General features: G+C 45.6%; 16 protein-coding genes. 5 read left to right on the top strand and 11 right to left on the bottom strand.

Annotated elements, in window-relative coordinates; translation table 11 throughout:
- Positions 1-10: 10 nt before the first annotated feature.
- Positions 11-1,387 (bottom strand): sensor histidine kinase, encoded by a 1,377-nt coding sequence (locus MUB35_RS30620; RefSeq protein ID WP_118743403.1) that lies wholly within the window; start codon positions 1,385-1,387, stop codon positions 11-13.
- Complete coding sequence (locus MUB35_RS01950; protein WP_033139272.1) at positions 1,384-2,055, bottom strand: response regulator transcription factor; 672 nt, start codon at positions 2,053-2,055, stop codon at positions 1,384-1,386. Before MUB35_RS01950 ends, MUB35_RS30620 begins: the two co-directional genes overlap by 4 nt.
- 188 nt (positions 2,056-2,243) lie before the next feature.
- Between MUB35_RS01950 and MUB35_RS01945 the strand changes: the two genes are divergently transcribed.
- The 4 genes from MUB35_RS01945 to MUB35_RS01930 all read left to right on the top strand — a co-directional run bounded on the left by MUB35_RS01945 (position 2,244) and on the right by MUB35_RS01930 (position 6,041).
- Positions 2,244-3,581: a sensor histidine kinase gene (locus tag MUB35_RS01945; RefSeq protein ID WP_118743402.1), complete on the top strand. Its 1,338-nt coding sequence runs from the start codon at positions 2,244-2,246 to the stop codon at positions 3,579-3,581.
- Entirely contained in the window at positions 3,578-4,315 is a 738-nt protein-coding gene (locus MUB35_RS01940; protein WP_033139273.1) for a LytR/AlgR family response regulator transcription factor, read from the top strand. Before MUB35_RS01945 ends, MUB35_RS01940 begins: the two co-directional genes overlap by 4 nt.
- Positions 4,316-4,446: 131 nt before the next feature.
- Entirely contained in the window at positions 4,447-5,298 is an 852-nt protein-coding gene (locus tag MUB35_RS01935; protein ID WP_033139274.1) for an ABC transporter ATP-binding protein, read from the top strand.
- Positions 5,295-6,041, top strand: coding sequence for an ABC transporter permease (locus MUB35_RS01930; RefSeq protein ID WP_118743401.1), 747 nt, complete (start codon positions 5,295-5,297; stop codon positions 6,039-6,041). The genes MUB35_RS01935 and MUB35_RS01930 overlap by 4 nt, the downstream gene beginning before the upstream one ends.
- Positions 6,042-6,116: 75 nt before the next feature.
- Here MUB35_RS01930 and MUB35_RS01925 read toward each other — a convergent pair whose 3' ends face one another.
- The 9 genes from MUB35_RS01925 to MUB35_RS01885 all read right to left on the bottom strand — a co-directional run bounded on the left by MUB35_RS01925 (position 6,117) and on the right by MUB35_RS01885 (position 16,436).
- Entirely contained in the window at positions 6,117-6,848 is a 732-nt protein-coding gene (locus tag MUB35_RS01925; protein WP_118743400.1) for a DUF3226 domain-containing protein, read from the bottom strand.
- Between the two features lies 1 nt (position 6,849).
- Positions 6,850-7,968, bottom strand: a complete 1,119-nt coding sequence (locus MUB35_RS01920; RefSeq protein WP_118743399.1) for an AAA family ATPase — start codon at positions 7,966-7,968, stop codon at positions 6,850-6,852.
- A 250-nt stretch (positions 7,969-8,218) separates the two neighbouring features.
- Positions 8,219-9,421: a cofactor-independent phosphoglycerate mutase gene (locus MUB35_RS01915; RefSeq protein ID WP_118743398.1), complete on the bottom strand. Its 1,203-nt coding sequence runs from the start codon at positions 9,419-9,421 to the stop codon at positions 8,219-8,221.
- A gap of 11 nt (positions 9,422-9,432) precedes the next feature.
- Positions 9,433-10,650 carry a homoserine dehydrogenase gene (locus MUB35_RS01910; RefSeq protein ID WP_033139278.1) on the bottom strand — a complete coding sequence of 406 codons (1,218 nt, stop codon included), beginning with the start codon at positions 10,648-10,650 and terminating at the stop codon, positions 9,433-9,435.
- Positions 10,651-10,654: 4 nt separating this feature from the next.
- Positions 10,655-11,098 carry an ACT domain-containing protein gene (locus MUB35_RS01905; protein ID WP_033139279.1) on the bottom strand — a complete coding sequence of 148 codons (444 nt, stop codon included), beginning with the start codon at positions 11,096-11,098 and terminating at the stop codon, positions 10,655-10,657.
- A 74-nt stretch (positions 11,099-11,172) separates the two neighbouring features.
- Positions 11,173-12,295 (bottom strand): peptide chain release factor 2 gene (gene prfB / locus MUB35_RS01900; protein WP_103731364.1). Its coding sequence is split into 2 segments (ribosomal slippage): positions 11,173-12,219 and positions 12,221-12,295, totalling 1,122 coding nucleotides; the frame shifts between segments, so codons are not numbered across the junction.
- A gap of 37 nt (positions 12,296-12,332) precedes the next feature.
- Positions 12,333-12,575 carry a hypothetical protein gene (locus MUB35_RS01895; protein ID WP_033139281.1) on the bottom strand — a complete coding sequence of 81 codons (243 nt, stop codon included), beginning with the start codon at positions 12,573-12,575 and terminating at the stop codon, positions 12,333-12,335.
- 134 nt (positions 12,576-12,709) lie between these two features.
- A complete protein-coding gene (gene secA, locus MUB35_RS01890; protein WP_103731365.1) occupies positions 12,710-15,280 on the bottom strand; it encodes a preprotein translocase subunit SecA in 2,571 nt (856 codons plus the stop codon).
- 142 nt (positions 15,281-15,422) lie between these two features.
- Positions 15,423-16,436, bottom strand: coding sequence for a GntR family transcriptional regulator (locus MUB35_RS01885; RefSeq protein WP_118743397.1), 1,014 nt, complete (start codon positions 16,434-16,436; stop codon positions 15,423-15,425).
- Positions 16,437-16,706: 270 nt separating this feature from the next.
- On the opposite strand from MUB35_RS01885, the gene MUB35_RS01880 reads away from it, so the two are divergent.
- Entirely contained in the window at positions 16,707-18,713 is a 2,007-nt protein-coding gene (locus tag MUB35_RS01880) for a beta-galactosidase (RefSeq protein WP_033139284.1), read from the top strand.
- The last annotated feature ends 11 nt before the right edge of the window (positions 18,714-18,724 follow it).

The raw sequence follows: 18,724 nt of genomic DNA, 5'->3' as shown, positions 1-18,724 counted from the left end.
CAATCTCTGCTTATTTCCACAAAATGCTGACTTTTGTCCCTTCTCCCTGCCTGCTCTCTATCCTCATTTCCGCATGGTGCAGCTCTGCGATCCTTCTGCAGAGGGCAAGTCCCAGGCCGGAACCTCCTGACGCCCTGGCTCTTGATTTGTCCACCATATAAAAGGCATCCTCTACTTTTGTCAGCTCCTCCTCGGGAATGCCGATACCGCAGTCACTCACATAGATTCCCCGGCTGTCCGCTTCCAGATATATTTTCTGTCCCTCATCAGATGCCTTGCAGGCATTGTCCAGCAAATTCAGAAGAAGGCTGGTCATCAGATCTTCATCCATATCATGACACAGTGCATCATCTGCCAGGCGGATTTCCAATACCTGTCCCCTCTCCTGCAGGCGGAAGGATATGAGAGCTTCTGCCCGTTCCAGCAGCACTTTTACAGATGTATGCCTCATTTCCAGACTTTCGGGCTCCTCCTCATACAGACCTGTAAGTTCCAGCATTTTGGCGGAGAGCCTGGACAGACGTCTGGATTCACTTCCGATATACTGCAGGGCTTTTTCCTTCTGTTGTTCCGAAAGGCTCATTTTCAGGAGAATGTCAGAATATCCGATGATTGCAGTCATGGGCGTCTTCAGCTCATGCGCCAGGCTGCCGAGAAGCTGCCTCTGTTTCTCATTGGTATCGGATAATGTCTCCACATGCTCCTCAATTTTCTCTGCCATGCGGTTGAAATTCCCGCTGATCTCCCCCACCTCATCCATCTTTTTTATTGGTATACGGAACGCGTAATTTCCTCCCGCGATTTCATTTGCCGAATCTCTCAGACTGTACAGAGGATGCAGAATGACACGGATGACCAACACCATGCCCGCCGCAATAACAGCGGTGAAAAGAAATGCGGCTGCCAGTCCTTTCAGAAACATTTTCCAACTGTTTTCATGGATGCCTGTCACATCATTAAAATGCCAAATGTCGTAGGTATTTTCCCCACCGGGATCGTATGTGCTGCCCATGATCAAAAGATAGCGCCCGTCTATCTGTACTTCATAATAGGAGGGATAGCTGTCGCCGTTTTTCCCGAAATCATATGGCGTGGGGTTGTATATTTCCTCTCCGTCCCGGTAAACCGCATATTCCAGTCCCAGATAGTGCCTGATGCCATCCTGCATGATTTTCTCCTGTATCTCAGTGTCCGTCTCAGCAATACCAAAATTTCGCATACGGGTATCCAGTTCTTTCAGCTTGTTATGAAACGTATTGCTCTCATACGCATAAATCTGCGCAAGCTGAGTCTTCAAAGAGACATGGAGCATAAATGCAGAGTAACACTGAGACATAACCAGCATGGCAGCCACACAGACCAGACAGATTTTTGTCCGAATCTTCACTCTGTCACCTCCAGCCGGTAACCGATTCTGGGAACTGTCCTGATGATATCCTGCCACCCCAGTTTTTTGCGGATTCTGGCCACATGGACATCCACGGTTCTGGTCTCCCCTTCAAAACGGATGCCCCACAGCTCATTCAGTATCTGATCCCTGGTAAGCGCAATGTTTTTATTTTTCACAAACAGCATCATACAGTCAAACTCCATAGGTTTTAAGACTACTTCCCCGCCGTCCCTTACCACTCTGCGCTCCCTGGGATAGATGATCACACCGCCCATATGGATCTCATCCTCCTTCTTGTGGCAGCGCTCCAGGATCTTTTCTATTCTCACCAGCAGTTCCAGGATTTCAAAGGGCTTTACTATGTAATCCTCGGCACCTTCTCTCAGGCCCTTCACTTTATTGTTTATCTCCCCCTTGGCAGTGAGAAAGATAACCGGTATTTTTCTCTGTCTGCAGAGGGGCAGAAGTTCAAACCCATCCCTTCCCGGCAGCATGATATCCAGCAGTGCCAGATCGCAGTCTTCTGCATGGCAATCCTCCAGAAACACTCCGGCCTTCCCTCCATCCCGGAAGGATACCGTTTCATATCCCGCGGTTTCCAGGCTCAGGCAGATCAAATCGTTGATCGCCGCCTCGTCTTCTACAACTAATATTTTGGATCTCATGGCTATCCTCCGTGTCTTGTTATGTATATTTATAGTATACCACAAGGTTTGTATATAACAAAATCCGCTGTTTGGCAAATGGGCAGGGAAGGGGCCTAGACAGCAGAATAAAAAACATATTGACGCTTTGAATCTTGACAGATATACTTGAATCTGGATAAGCAAATAATTATATAAGGAACATACATATGATATACGCAATTATGATTTACACTGCAGCCAGCTATTTTACGGAGGTTGTCATCCATTATCTGAGCTGCAGAATACTCGGGTGCAGAGTCCCCTGGCCAAAGCTTCTGCTTGCTGCTCTCATCCTGGACCTGCTTGTTTCCCCCATGGTTTATCTTGGGGCTGCCGGACAGATCTTTACTTTTATACCGATCACAATATTGTCTTATTTCCTGGATATGACAGCGTTGCTGTTCAATCTGATCTCCATTTATCTGGTCATTGAGCGCAATATTGCGAAAACGGCCATTGCCGGGACCTTTGCATATTTTATTTACTACCAGACGTATCTGATCACTTTCTTTTTCATTCCGAAGCAGTACGCACTGGGTTCCCTGGAAAACCAGTGCATCTCCATCACACTGCTGATTATCTTCACCTATTTTATAGGAAAAATAATCACGAAAATAGATGCCTGTTCCTTCATTGAACGCTGCCTGAAAAAGAAACGGTACTGCGTTATGGCAGCGCTGATCGGATTCCTTCTGTCCGGTTCGCCGCATATTCTTCTTATATTTTCAATCCTTCATCTGGATTATAACAACACGCTGGCGGTTGTGGGACTTGGTCTGCTGTTTTTGTCCGCCGCATTTTTCCGCTATCTTACCAAAAACATCATTCATGATGAAAATGAAAAGGCACAGCAGAGCATCATTGCCCAGCAGACCGCCTATATTCAGAACTTAGAGGAAATCCAGAAAGATGTGCGCCTGTACCGCCACGATTTTAAAAATATGATGTCAGGCATGTATCTTGACATAAAAGAGGGAAAAACAGAGGCGCTGGAGCGGTATATGCACAACATGCTGGACGAATTTGATCAGAGCATTGGTGCCAAAATACAGTCTGCCAACCAGATGATGAATATTGAAATCATAGAATTAAAAAGCCTGCTCATGACAAAAATCTCCCAGATGCACGCTCTTAACATTCCCTGCCATGTGGAGGTTCTGTATCCTGTCAGAAGCTGCCACATGAAACTCCAGGATCTTCTGCGCTGTGTGGGCATTCTGACTGACAATGCCATAGAAGCGGTGAAAGAAACCCGCGGGGACATTGACATCATACTCACCGCCCAGAATCACCAGGTGGTTTTCCTTATCAGCAACCCAATATCCGGGGAGATTGACATGAACCGTATTTCTCAAAAAGGATATTCCACAAAAGGAAAAGGCCGTGGACTGGGACTTTACAGTTATCAGGAGATCACACAGCAGTATCAGAATGTGAGCTGCGCCGCATTCTGCAAAAGCGGACGTTTTTACCAGGAGATCAGAATTGGAGGATATCATTCATGATTCAGATATTGTTATGCGATGATGACGATAGAATCCGTAAGGAGATAGCCAGACATATTGAGAACCAAATACTCATCATGCAGTATGACATGCAGATAGCACAAAGCTGCGACAGTCCGGTTGTCCTGCTGGAGGAACTGAGACAGATGCAGGACAAACGAAATATTTACTTTCTAGATGTGGATTTGAAGCATCCGGAATATGACGGTTTTCTTCTCGGAAAGAAGATTCGGGAGCTTGACCCCAATGGCACCATTATCTATATCACAAGCTTCGGTGATCTGGCTTACAAGACCTTTCAGTATCATGTGGAGGCCTTTGACTATATTGTAAAAGACATGACAGACGGGCTTTCCGCCTCCATTGCCCGCTGCCTGTCCTCCATCCAGAGCCGACTTGTAAAAGAAAAAGCTGACCCGGTGGAATACTATACCTTTAAGACAGGCGATACCATCCGGCATGTTCCGCTTAAGGATATTTATTTCTTTGAAACTTCCTCCAAACCGCATTTTGTGATTCTGCATGGAAAGCATGAACGAATGGAGTTTTTGGGAAGTCTGAGCGATATTGAAAAAGAGCTGGATGACCGGTTTATGAAAATCCACCGCTCTTACCTGGTGGCAATCGATAAAATCGAGAAGGTAGACCTGCGGCACAATACCGTCACAGTGGGCGGAGAGATCTGCGCAGTATCAAGAAAAGAAAAGTCAAAATTACTGGGACGCATGAATTGATCGTGCGTTCTTTTTTTGCGGAATCAGCACAGTTCTGCCGTTTGGGAAGCAGCGGATACCATTTAGGAAGGAAAGGACAAATCCTCCTCCGGAAATGATATTCTCGGAACAGAAAACAAGGAGGAACCCATATGAGTAGAGAATATATCAGACTGGAACACATTTCAAAAAAGTATAAAACAGAACCTGTGCTGAAAAACATTGATGCCAGGCTGCATGAAGGCGAAATCCTGGGATTTCTCGGACCCAGCGGTGCCGGCAAAACCACCACCATAAAAATCATCACCGGACAGTTAAAACAGACCTCCGGCGAAGCCTATATCCTGGGGATCAATTCCAGGGACATCGATGAAACCATTTACGAACAGATTGGAATCGTCACAGACAACAGCGGAATCTATGAATATCTGACAGTCTATAAAAATCTGGAGTATTTCGCAAAAATACTGAGAGTAAAAAAGGATAGGATTGACGAAGTGCTCAGACAGGTTGGCCTGTACGAACAGAAAAACAAGCCTGCAGGCAAGCTTTCTAAAGGCCAGACCCAGCGTCTTGTTCTGGCAAGAGCCGTGCTGCACAGCCCCAGGGTACTGTTTCTGGATGAACCCACCTCAGGCCTGGACCCGTCCACAGCCATAGAGATACATAAAATGCTGCTGGAATTAAAAAGACAGGGCATGGCTATTTTCCTGACCACCCACAATATGGAGGAAGCCACAAAAATGTGTGACCATGTGGCACTGCTGAACGAAGGCGTTATCGTAGAATACGGCACGCCGAAAGACATCTGCCTCAAACATAATAAAATCAAAAAATACGCAGTGCGGCTGCATGACGGAACGGAACATCTGCTGGAACAGAACGAAGAGAACATAGGCCGGATCCATAATTGGATGACAGAGAACCAGGTGGAAACACTGCACTCCTGTGAGCCGACACTGGAAAGCGTATTCTTAAATGTCACAGGGAGGGAGTTATCATGAAAACTTTACATATGAACAAGATCATGGCCATTGCCCAGGTAAAGACAAAGGCATTTATGGGAAAAAACTGCATCATCATGCCGTTATTCGCACTGGGCTTCACATTACTGATGCGTATCCTCTATGGAAAGATGGCAAACGGAGGCTCCTCTGCCGACTCCATGAATGCCTATGCGCTGAGCATGGGACTGGTTATGAACATCGGTATGTGCGGCATATATTGTACCAGCCTGCTGCTGGCCGAGGAAAAGGAAAAGAAAACACTCCGGGTCCTGATGACCTCCTCTGTAAACGGAATGGAGTATTTCATCGGCTGCATCCTGCCCGTGTTCGCGGCAACCGTCATTCTGAACTATGTGCTGATGCCGGTCAGCGGTTATATTATCAGCGGTAAAAACCTGGTGCTGTATTCCGTGGTGACAATCTTATCTTCTCTGATCAGTTGTATCATCGGTATGCTGCTTGGTATTTTTGCCAAAAACCAGGTGAGTGCGGGTACGATCACCACACCGGTCCTGCTGGTACTCATGATGGTTCCCATGTTCTCCAATTTTATTGAAATTCTGTCCACCATTTCCAAATTCTTCTTTACCGGGATACTTATGGATATGATCATGGATATTGCCGCTGATAAAGGCAGTGTGCTGCAGGCGGGGAGCGTTGTGATCATGGTGGTGGAGGCTGTGCTGGCTGTTGGGTTATTTGTGGTGTGTTACAGGCAGAATGGGTTTGAGAGGGATTAACCCCCATAGGTCTAATATAATAAAAGCCATCCCACTCCTATAAAAGTTGGGATGGCTGACAAAAATATATGTTTCCTACAAATCTCCTAATTTTTCAAAATCTTTCTGTATCTTTATGTATTTTTCCCATTCAATATTTTTCAAAATATTCTGACGTTCCATAAATTGTTCCGCAGCAGTCCTGACTGAAAAATAAACATCAAACTTTGCCTTTGTTATATAACGGCGTTTTGTTAAATATCTTTTTTCTTTATCAATATTACTTACAAAGGTGTTACAATTTCCTATTATACCAGCATCATAGCTATTATTTTGTGAAATTGCATTTAATAAAAAGGTCTCCATTGCTCCGGTTTCCTCAAAAGGGATTACCAAAATCAATAAAGAAAACACGCATTCTTTACCGTGCCCATTTTTGTACAGACAATCAACCCATTTATTATTTACACACTCCTGCGCTTTCATATTTCTTTCCTGCAGAATTTTTTCTAATTTTTCTATAAAGACTCTTTCTGTCTCACATTCATCACGGTCTGTAATTATAACAACCTTATCATACGACTCCGATTCTGCTGATAGGCTATTGTATTCCATTATATGATCAAACCCCGGCAGTATCCTGTTGGAACCTCCACATCCGCCGATACTCAGACTGTCAGCATCTTTAAACATAGTGCGGATATATCTGATATATTTACTTCTTGCCTGCTCATTCGTCTTTTTATCTTCCCATCCATATACTTTTCTCATAAAGTATTGCAATAGGACAAAATCCGTAGACCCCTCACACAAAATTATGCTCTTCATCTTATCTTAGCTCCAACCCCATTTCATCCTGAACTTCAATTGCTTTTTCTGCTGACAACCTTCGGACTGATGTCTCTGCACCTTCTTTATAGAGCGTATACACTGCCATATCCTTTCTTATGTCCGGAGCGCATTTCAACATTTTATCAATCGCCTCTTTACTGTGAGATGTCAAAAAAACCTGCACATTTAACTTCATACAATTTTCCAGGATCCATTTAAATACCTTATCCATGGCTGAGGTATGAATCGCAGTCTCAAATTCATCTAACAATAACACACCATTTTTCGCACGGATCACCGCACTCATTAGTAATACTGCCTTTTTCATGCCATCCCCGTACATATTAAGCGGCAATGCCTTTTCCAGCGATTTTGTCAATATTTTATATACACCTCTGGCAGCCCCTCTGCTGTCATCATTACTATAATTGATACTTACTATGTTATCATCAAATTCTCTCAATACTGTCAGCATCTCTTCGTACAATTCGGGATTATTTAATACCTGGTCTAAAAAAATAATACTGTCCGTATGACTAAATGGAGCAATATATACAATATTCCTGCGTTCACTATAGTTTTCTGAATCCTTCTTTCTAACAGGCATATATCTTCTTTGTCCCTCATACAGGACATCCTGTTCCGCTACTTTACCATTGATCTTTATCTTCATTTCCAATTTTGGTACAATCTGCAGATTTTCCGTTAGATTTTCTTCTTTATATTCTTTAGATGCAGAAAGTCCCTGTAATTGACTATATTCCTCCTCTGTAAATTCTTCTTCTGTCTCGACTGCAGTCAATTGAATATTTACCCTCTCACTTCCTGTTTCAATTATATAATCTACTGCTTTTTCTGATGAATTAATATCGAACAAATCATAAAATCCCTCATAGTATGATATTCCCCATCCAATAGGATACCTTGTCTCTTTCCTGATCATGGAACGCCAGGTCCGAAAGCTTCCAGGTTCTTCAAAACTTCTGAGTACTTCCAAAACACTGGTTTTCCCACAGTTATTATCTCCAGTCAATATATTAATTTGTGCCAGATTTTCTAATTTCAAAGACTTAATTCCTCTAAAGCTTCTTATATAGACACCCGAAATGAAATCCATTGCTGCCACCTCCCATTTTCTATATCTAATTTATAATTGATATTTCTATTTTATCCAATTCATATGATTTTATATGGATTTATACTCGAAACTGTAAATGCACTCAACAGTTACCCATTTATTTGCTTTATTATACTTCATTTTTCTCTCATCCACAATCTAATCTTTCCTGCATCGACACCATAAATAACAACATATTAAAAATGGCGGAAACACGACTAAACAGCCGTAATTCCGCCAAATATTCTCATCAGTATTCAAACAAATAACCCATCAGCTCATGCCCTTTTTCCACCAGTTTTCCCCCCGCCATGGCTTCCTCTTCATTATATTTCCAGTCATGAGACTCTTGTCTCCGGCTGTCATACAGAAGATAAGGAACCGGGTTCGATGTATGTGTCTTCACACAGATTGGTGTCGGATGGTCCGGGAGGATCAACATGCGGTAAGCCTCGCCGGAAGCGTCCAGCGCTGCTTTTACCGGGGCGATCACTCTTGCATCCAGGTATTCGATTGCTTTTATTTTCTTTTCCACACTGCCCTGATGGCCCATCTCATCGGGAGCCTCCACATGGATATATGCAAAATCATATCCCTCTTTCAGCAGTGCGTCCACAGCCGCCTTGGCTTTTCCTTCATAATTGGTATGCAGGCCGCCGTTGGCACCTTCCACGGTTATGTTGTACATATCCGTGCCCACAGCGATTCCCTTCAGCAGGTCAACCGCAGAGATCATGGCGCCCTTTTTGTGGAATTTCTCCTCAAAGGGAGACAAAGCAGGTTTTGTTCCTGCACCCCAGAACCACAGGCTGTTTGCCGGATTCAGGCCTTTTTTCCTCCGCTCTTCATTGAGCGGGTGACGGGCCAGGATCTCGTAACTCTTTTTCTGCATATCCAGAAGCTGCTGCTCTTTGGGCAGGTACTCTTTAATCTCTTTTCCGCGGATATCATGGGGCGGTGTCAGAGGCACCACATCGCCTTTTGCCCAAATCAGGCAGTGGCGGTAGCTGGTTCCCACATAGAACTGGAAAATCTCATTCTGCAGTTCTTTTTTTACCGCTTCCAGTAACACTGCGGCATCCTCTGTGCTGATCTCATCGGAGCTGTGGTCTAATATCCTCTTGTCCTCGTAGTTCTCCTCTTCCTCGGAGAGCGTGACAATGTTGGCACGGATGGCAACATCCCCGTCCTTCATATCCACACCGATATTCAGCGCCTCCAGAGGAGAACGTCCTGAATAATATACTTTCGGGTCATAGCCCAGAACTGACAGGTTAGCTGTATCACTTCCGGGATTCATGCCCTCCGGTACGGTTTTCACCATACCGATCTCCGACATGGATGCCAGTTCATCCATTGCCGGAGTATTGGCATAGGCCAGAGGTGTCCTGCCGCCCAGTTCCTCCAGGGGCTCATCTGCCATACCGTCACCTAATATTAAAACGTATTTCATTTTTAACACCTCTATGCACGCATACGGATTCTTGTGATGATATCCGGAAGCCCGGCAGCCTTTTCTTCGAATTCCGCCTCGCTCATGGGAGCCGTGACAAAACCGAATTCACCTGCAACGTCAGGCACGCCCACGGTCTTCACTTTTCCGAATACTTCTTCCACGCTACCGATATCGCCTGTCATGCTGCCCTTGATGCGGACAAAGAAGGGATGCTCCACATCCTTGATGTCCATCAGTTCCAGACGTTTGCTGCTCCAGCTCATCATGATATTTCTGTGCAGATGCTTTGCACAGTCAACCACATCGCCCACCACTGCACTTGCAGTGGGGAGCTTGCCTGCGCCGCTGCCGTAGAACATGGCGTCACCCAGCACATTGCCGTGTATGAAGATAGCGTTGAATACACCGTTTACGCTGTAGAGCGGACTGTCCTGGCCTACAAGCACCGGGCTCACCATGGCATAGAATCTGCCGTCTTCCCTCTTGCTGGTTGCCAGAAGCTTGATGCTCATACCAAGACCTTTGGCATATTTTACATCCTCCACAGTGATTCTGGTGATTCCCTCTGTATAAATGTCCTCGTAATCCACATGGCATCCGAATGCCAGTGAGGAGAGAATCGCAATCTTCCTGCAGGCGTCATAGCCTTCCACATCCGCTTCCGGATTGCGCTCTGCATAGCCTTTCTCCTGCGCTTCTTTCAGCACATCCTCAAAGTCAGCATTCTCCTCTGCCATTTTGGTGAGGATATAGTTGGTGGTTCCATTTAAAATACCGGAAATCTCGTCAATCTCGTCCGCTGTCAGAGAAGAGTTCAGTGGACGGATAATGGGGATCCCGCCGCCGCAGCTTGCCTCAAACAAATAGTTGATGTCCTTTTCTCTGGCGATTTCCAAAAGCTCCAGTCCGTGTCTTGCAACCAGCTCCTTGTTGGAGGTGCAGACACATTTTCCTGCCTCCAGCGCACGCTTTGTAAAGGTATAAGCAGGCTCCACGCCTCCCATAACCTCAACGATGATCTGTACTTCCGGGTCATTGATGATCGTCTCATAATCATGCACAAGAACATCTTCCACCGGGTCCCCCGGGAATTCTCTGAGATCCAGCACGTATTTGATGTTGATCTCCTCGCCGGCCTTTTTGTTGATGCTCTCATGATTGGTGTTGATAACTTCCACTACTCCTGAACCTACGGTTCCGTATCCTAATACTGCTATCTGTATCATGCTTCTACTCCCTGCCTAAGATTTTCAGATAATGTACGCCCTCAATGTGCTCTATTTCATCCACCATGGTCTCCGCATCCCCCTGTGTGGGCAGGATTTCCACGCTGATGGTCAGACTGGCGATCCCGTTGATCGGAATACTCTGGTGAACGGTCAGAATGTTGCCGTGATACTGGGCAATGGTCTTCAGGACCGCAGAGAGCAGCCCGGGTTCGTCATCCATCTGAAGTATGAATGTAATGTTCTGTCCTTTGGTTTTCTCTTTAAAAGGAAAGATATCATCCTTATATTTATAAAAGGAACTTCTGCTGATACCCACAGCTTCCACTGCTTCCTGCACCGTAACAGACCTCTTGGATTCCAGTAGTTTCTTGGCTTCCACTACTTTCAGGAGGACTTCCGGTACTGCTTTTTCTGTTACTACAAAATACCTTTTATTGTCCGACATTTTCTTCCCCTTTGTTTGTTCTTGAAATACATTTGTATGTCTCCAAAAGATATTAGCACATTCAGGCAATTTTATCAACTGTTTTTCTTATTTCCCAAGGCAATCCACTTCAAATAAGCATTGATAAAGTTATCAATGGCACCATTCATAACCGCATCCACATTGCCGGATTCCTCGTTTGTACGGTGGTCTTTTACCATGGTGTACGGCTGCATGACATAGGAACGGATCTGGCTGCCCCAGCCGATATCAGACAGTTCACCCTGGATGCCGGAGAGCTTCTGTTCCTGTTCCTGCTGCTTCAGGAGATACAGCTTTGCTTTCAGCATCTGCATGGCCTTGTCTTTATTCTGGAACTGTGACCGCTCATTCTGGCACTGCACCACGATTCCTGTGGGAAGGTGGGTGATTCGTATGGCGGAAGAGGTCTTATTGATATGCTGTCCGCCTGCACCGCTGGAGCGGTAGGTGTCTATCCTCAGATCATCATCCTTGATCTCAACGTCCACATCCTCCTCAATATCCGGCATCACATCGCAGGACACAAAGGAAGTCTGCCGTTTTCCTGCTGCATTGAAGGGTGAGATACGGACAAGGCGGTGTACGCCCTTCTCGGACTTCAAATAACCGTAAGCATTTTCGCCGTTGACCTGGAAGGTTACGGACTTGATCCCGGCCTCGTCGCCGTCCAAATAGTCCAGCACTTCTGTACTGAAACCGTGACGGTCAGCCCACTTCATATACATACGGTACAGCATGCTGGCCCAGTCACAGGACTCGGTTCCGCCTGCACCTGCGTGAAGGGTGACAATAGCATTGTCCTTGTCATATTCTCCGGACAGCAGTGTTTTCACACGGATATTTTCAAAATCTGTGATAAATTCATCCAGCATTTCCTGGATATCAGGGATGACAGAGGCATCGTTCTCCTCGTATCCCATCTCTATCATCAGCTCGATCTCTTCCTTCTGGTTCTGGAGCTTGTTATAAATCTCTATATCTTCTTTGAGGGTGCTCAGCTCCTTCATCATCTTCTGGGACCGCTCCGGGTTATCCCAGAAATCCGGTGCCTCCATTTCCCTCTCTAATTCTTCAACCCGCTTTTCCTTATTAGCCAGGTTAAAGTGAATCCCTCACTTCCACTAATGGTCCTGTGTAGTTGTTCAAAGTATATTTGAACTGGTCTAATTCTACCATTTAGCTTCACCTCTTTCTGTGAATATTTTTTTATATTTTATTCTTCGTCGATCTCCACAGTCACCATGTAAATGGATACCTGCTGTTCGACCCTGCGCACAGTGCCTGCAAGCTTTGTGAGCGGCCGTTTCAGATTGCTGGACATGGCAATGGCATCCTTGATGGTATAATAATACATCATACCCGACATGGTGCTGGCCCTGTCTTCCTTCAGCTCTACGCGGTCGCCGGGTTTTACCAGACCCTCGCGCTCCATGGTGAAATCCACCATCTGTCCCATTTTCTCACCTTCCTGCTCACATAGGATGTATTTCATACATACCCGCGTGCTGACATATACCGGGGCCGTTGCAGCCCGGATAATTTCCGGATGTAACAGCCCCGTATCTTACTGTGGTCTTTTGTGCGTACTGTTTAAACCGGCTTTCTGCCGCAGCACTGTTTGTATTTCTTACCGCTTCCGCAGGGGCAGGGATCATTTGGATATACCTTTTTCTCTGCGCGCTGCACCGGTTTCTTAGGACCTGATTCGTCCTTGTTGGTACCTGTCACCTGGGCAACCTGCTCTCTCTCCACTTTCTGCTCGATCCTTACGTGATACAGCAGACGCAGGGTGGTCTCCTGAATAGCGGAAATCATGGTGTCAAACATTTCATAAGCCTGCATCTTGTACTCTACCTTTGGATCGCGCTGGCCGTATGCCTGCAGGCCGATACCCTGGCGGAGCTGGTCCATATCATCAATGTGGTCCATCCATTTCTGGTCGATCACCTTCAGAAGGATGACACGCTCCAGTTCACGAAGCTGCTCCGGTTCCGGGAACTCTGCCTCTTTCTCCTCGTAGAGCTTGACTGCCTCTTCTTTGAGATTCTGTTTTAACTGGTTCTTCTTCAGACCTTTTACTTTCTCTTTTGTGATCGGCTCCAGCGGAATTGTGGGAAGAAGAACGCTGTCCAGTTCTCCCAGATCCCATTCTTCAGAATCCAGGTCATCGGAGATACACATGTCAACCGCGTGTTCCACGGTATCGGTGATCATCTTGTAGATGGATTCCCTCATGTTTTCTCCGTCCAGAACCCGGCGTCTCTCTTTGTAAATGATCTCACGCTGCTCGTTGTTAACCTGGTCATATTCCAGCAGGTTCTTACGGATTCCGTAGTTGTTGCCCTCAATCTTCTTCTGTGCTTTCTCGATGGCACTGGAGAGCATTTTGTGCTCAATCTGTTCATTTTCCGCAACGCCCAGGGATTTGAACACAGACATCAGCTTCTCGGAACCGAACAGACGCATCAGATCATCTTCCAGGGAAATGTAAAAGCGGGATTCACCCGGGTCTCCCTGACGTCCGGAACGGCCTCGTAACTGGTTGTCAATTCGTCTTGACTCATGGCGCTCTGTACCGATGATCTTCAGACCGCCTGCCTCTCTGGACACATCGTCCAGCTTAATATCCGTACCACGGCCGGCCATATTGGTGGCAATGGTAACCGTACCCGCCTCACCGGCATGGGCTACGATCTCAGCCTCCATTTCATGGAACTTGGCGTTCAATACCTGGTGCTGGATGCCTTCGCGTTTCAGCATGCGGCTTAAAAGCTCGGAGGTCTCGATTGTGATGGTACCCACAAGCACCGGCTGCTTTTTGGCATGGGCTTCCTTGATGGCCTCCACAACGGCATTGAATTTTTCTTTCTTAGTCATATAAACAGCATCGTCATTGTCGATACGGGCCACCGGTCTGTTGGTGGGGATCTCAATAACGTCCATGCCGTAAATGTCACGGAACTCTTTTTCCTCCGTGAGGGCAGTACCGGTCATACCGGATTTCTTGTTGTATTTATTAAAGAAGTTCTGGAAGGTAATAGTGGCAAGTGTCTTGCTCTCTCTTCTCACCTTCACATGCTCTTTCGCTTCAATCGCCTGGTGAAGACCGTCTGAATAACGGCGTCCCGGCATGATACGTCCTGTGAACTCATCTACGATCAGGACCTCGTCATCTTTTACCACATAGTCCTGGTCGCGGAACATAAGGTTGTGGGCACGAAGTGCAAGAATAATATTATGCTGGATCTCCAGGTTCTCCGGGTCAGCCAGGTTTTCAATGCTGAAGAATTTCTCCACTTTGTGGACACCCTGCTCGGTCAGGTTGACGATCTTGTCCTTCTCATTGACAATGAAGTCTCCGGTCTCGATGATCTCCTCGCCCATGATGGCTGTCATCTTCGTCATTTCCCCGCTGGCCTCACCGCGCTCCAGCTGTTTTGCCAGAATATCACAGACTTCGTAGAGACGGGTAGACTTTCCGCTCTGTCCGGAAATAATAAGAGGTGTTCTGGCCTCATCAATCAGTACGGAGTCAACCTCATCGATGATAGCATAGTGCAGGTCTCTCTGTACAAGCTGTTCTTTGTAGATCACCATATTGTCACGAAGGTAGTCAAATCCCAGCTCGTTGTTGGTCACATACGTGATATCGCACGCATACTGGGTACGTCTCTCGTCATTTTTCATGGAGTTCAGAACCACACCTACGGTCAGTCCCAGGAACTCATGCACCTTGCCCATCCACTCCGCATCACGGTGTGCCAGGTAATCGTTGACGGTTACAATGTGTACGCCTTTGCCTTCCAGCGCATTTAAATATGCGGGAAGTGTGGAGACAAGGGTCTTACCTTCACCGGTCTTCATCTCGGCTATACGGCCCTGATGAAGGATGATACCGCCGATAAGCTGCACTCTGTAGTGCTCCATGTTCAGCACACGTTTTGCAGCTTCTCTCACCGTGGCAAATGCTTCCGGCAGCAGGTCATCCAGTGTCTCTCCCTCTTCCAGACGTTTTTTATATTCTCTGGTCTTACCGCGCAGCTCGTCGTCACTTAACGCCTGCATGGTGGGGCGCAGAGCTTCGATTTTGTCCACAGTGGAAGTAATACGCTTTAATTCCCTCTCGCTGTGGGTTCCAAACATTTTTTGAACTAAACTCATGTTTTATGCTCCTAATTTTCCAATTTTCAGACTGCAACAGATTTTCCGTAAATTAGGGAAACCTATTTTCGTGGATATTATTCCACATTACTTTACATTGTAACACTTTCTTTCTTTGAAAACAACAAAAAAAAGCGGGTGCTCAATGGGACTGCTCCATGTCCCGGCCCAAATGCTTTTCTTTCAGGACTGCCGTTATCCGCTCCTCCAGATAAATCAGACTGCCATTGTCAATCAAATAGTGGAACGGTATGACCTTTCCGCCTTTCGCAATATACTGTTCCAGCAGCCCGTCTGTTATCCGCTGTTCCAGCAATATGGAATCAGGATTAATGACAATGGCATCATATTGTCCCAGCAGCATGCCGTCTGCCTCCACGGACAAGGTGTTCTCAAAGTGGGTGCTGACAGATTTCAGTTTTGGCAGGAAATAAGCAAGCTGATCTGTAATAATCTGTGCAAACTTATTGGTTCTGCAGAAAATACCAACGGATGAAGAAGGATCCAGTCTGGAAATATTCACGATGGTATCTCTGCTGGGTGCTACGGCGACCTTCACCAGAATATTTTTCTGTTCTCCAATGTGCTCCGCCACCTGTTCATAATGTGTGGTTGTCGTTAGAATCAAATCATAACTGGACAGCAGTGCCTGCGGGTTATCATCCAGCAGAATTGTCTCCACTAAAAAAGCCGATATGCTGATATCCGGTATGTAAAGAAGCTGCTTTTTGAAGATTTCCAGTGACTCCGCATTACAGTCAATCACTGCCACCCGCAGTCCTCCGTTTCCTCCCTCCCTCTTTGCTAGGCTTATATTCATCAGATTGAGGATTTCCGAAATTGAAAAATTCCAGTCTTCCAGTGTATCAAGAAGGTCATCCAGCAGCTCAATTGCGGCCATCCTTTTCTCATTCCCAGTTATTATTGTATTATTATGGATATACGAGCCGCTTCCCTGTATTACTTCGATCACTCCGTTATCAGCCAGTTCCTTATATGCTTTTTTAACTGTTCCCCTGGAAATCCCCAGTCGTTCGGCCAATTCCCTTTCTGTAGGCAGTTTATCCTCAGGATTTAATCTTCCCTGTTTAATATCTTCCAGAATCTCATCCACTAATTGTTTATAAATTGGTTTGTTTTTATCTTTATCGATCATCTAAGGTCTCCTTATTCATTTTCCATCTATCATTTCCAAAACATGGTCATTTATTTAGTATTATACCAATAATGTACCATATTAAGCAACAGCACATTCTGTTTTGACTGTTATATGTTACAATTAAACAATTTTTTGCCCACACTATTGGTACATATTTTATAAATATTTGGTTGATTTTTATCCTCATTGGTATTATCATTTTAGTATACCAATTAATAAATGGTACATCAAAGAATCATATTAAATCGTAAAAAGGAGGAGAAAATTATGTGGTATGGAGGAGACTATAATCCAGAACAATGGGAACCCGAAACGATAGAGGAAGATATCCGTTTCATGAAAGAAATGCATGTAAACTGCGTTACATTAGGTGTCTTTGCATGGCCGAAGCTGGAACCGGAAGACGGTGTATTTCAATTTGAATGGATGGATCGAATTCTTGACAGATTATACCAGGAACATATTGATGTTATTCTTGCAACCCCCACAACAGCAATGCCTTACTGGCTGGAACAAAAATATCCTGATATTATGCATGTGGATATTGAAGGACGCAGAGTCCAGGGTGGATCCCGTGAAAAGATCTGTCCCAACAGCAGCGTATACAGAAAATATTCTGCCAGGATCGCCGGTGAATTAGCAAAACGTTATGGGCATCACCCTGCCGTAAAACTGTGGCACATCAATAACGAATACCATTTTTACTGCTACTGTCCGGCCTGCGCAGAGGAATTCCGTAACTGGCTTAAAAGGAAATATGAGGACATTGATGCTGTCAACACTGCATGGAATACTGCATTTTGGGGACATACATATACTGATTTTTCCCAAATACTTCCCCCCAGCTATCTCACAGATATTAAAAAGAACCAGCTGGCAGGGCGGGATGTGGCCTGTTTCCAGGGACAGTACATTGATTACATGCGTTTTATGAGCAGCAGTGTCCGTTCCTGTATTGAAAATGAGAAAAAAGAGATACGGAAGTACTCCAGCCTCCCCGTCACCAACAATTTTTCTGATTTGGTAAAGACTTATGATTACTGGGAAGTTTCCAAAGCGATTGATGTAATTTCCTGGGATAACTATCCCACGATCCATACTCCCATGTATAAACCAGCCTTTATCCACGACCTGATGCGCTCCATGAAATCACAGCCCTTTTATATGATGGAACAAAATCCGGGTAATATCTCCTGGGAAGATTACGGCCCTGTGAAGCGTCCCGGAGAAGTTGCCGATATCTGCTGGCAGAGTACGGCCCACGGCGCTGACAGCAACCTATTCTTCCAGTGGAGACAATCAAGAGGTGGTGTAGAAAAGTTTCACGGCGCCATGGTTCCCCACAGCGGAAGACTGGACACCAGAATGGGAGCCGAACTGATTCGTCTTGGTGAACAATTTGAACGGTTGAAAGATACTGTGGAGGGCGCTATGCCGGATGCCAGAGCTGCAATCCTGTTTGACTGGGAAAACTGGTGGGCCATCGAGGGGTCAGCGATCCATAACTGCCATCTGAAATATTATGACCAGGTTTTGAAATATTACCGCGCGTTTTACGAAATGGGTATATCCGTAGATATCGTCTGTGAATCTACCTGCATGGACAAGAAATATGATCTGATCGCCGCACCGTGTTTTTATATGTGTTCCCCTGCATTTTCCGAAAAAGTAAAAGACTATGTAAACACAGGCGGTACCTTCATCACCACTTTCCTGAGCGGTATTACAGACAGAACGGACAATGTAATACTGGGCGGCTACCCGGGTGCTTTCCGCGATATTCTTGGTCTTTGGGTTGAAGAGATAGACGGTATGTACCCTGATATGAAAAACAGTATCATTTTAAATGATGGTTCCAGATACGAATGCGGAGAAATCTGTGACCTCATCCGCCTGGAAACGGCAAGCGTTATTGGTCTTTACGGAGATGATTTTTACCGTGACACACCATGTGTGACCGTCAACGCTTATGGTGACGGTCATGCCTATTACATTGGTACAAGTCCGGAGCATGCATTTATCCGGAAACTGCTGACAGACATCTGCTGCAGTCTGAACATTCCAAAATACAGCCTGCCTGAAAATGTGGAAATAGCCTTCCGCGCCAAAGAAGGAAAAAAGTATACATTCCTCATGAATCACAATAATGAAGCCGTAAATGTAAATCTGGATAGATTCTATTATGACATCATAAGCGAATGCAGAAAGTCAGGCCTGGTTTCCATGTCTCCCCGCCAGTGCATGATCCTAGAAGAGGTTATGGAGGCAGAATAACTAAAAACGAA

This window comes from Blautia sp. NSJ-175 (genome assembly GCF_022867815.1).
GTDB lineage: Bacteria > Bacillota > Clostridia > Lachnospirales > Lachnospiraceae > Blautia > Blautia celeris.
This window is presented reverse-complemented; position numbering and strand designations above follow the sequence as displayed.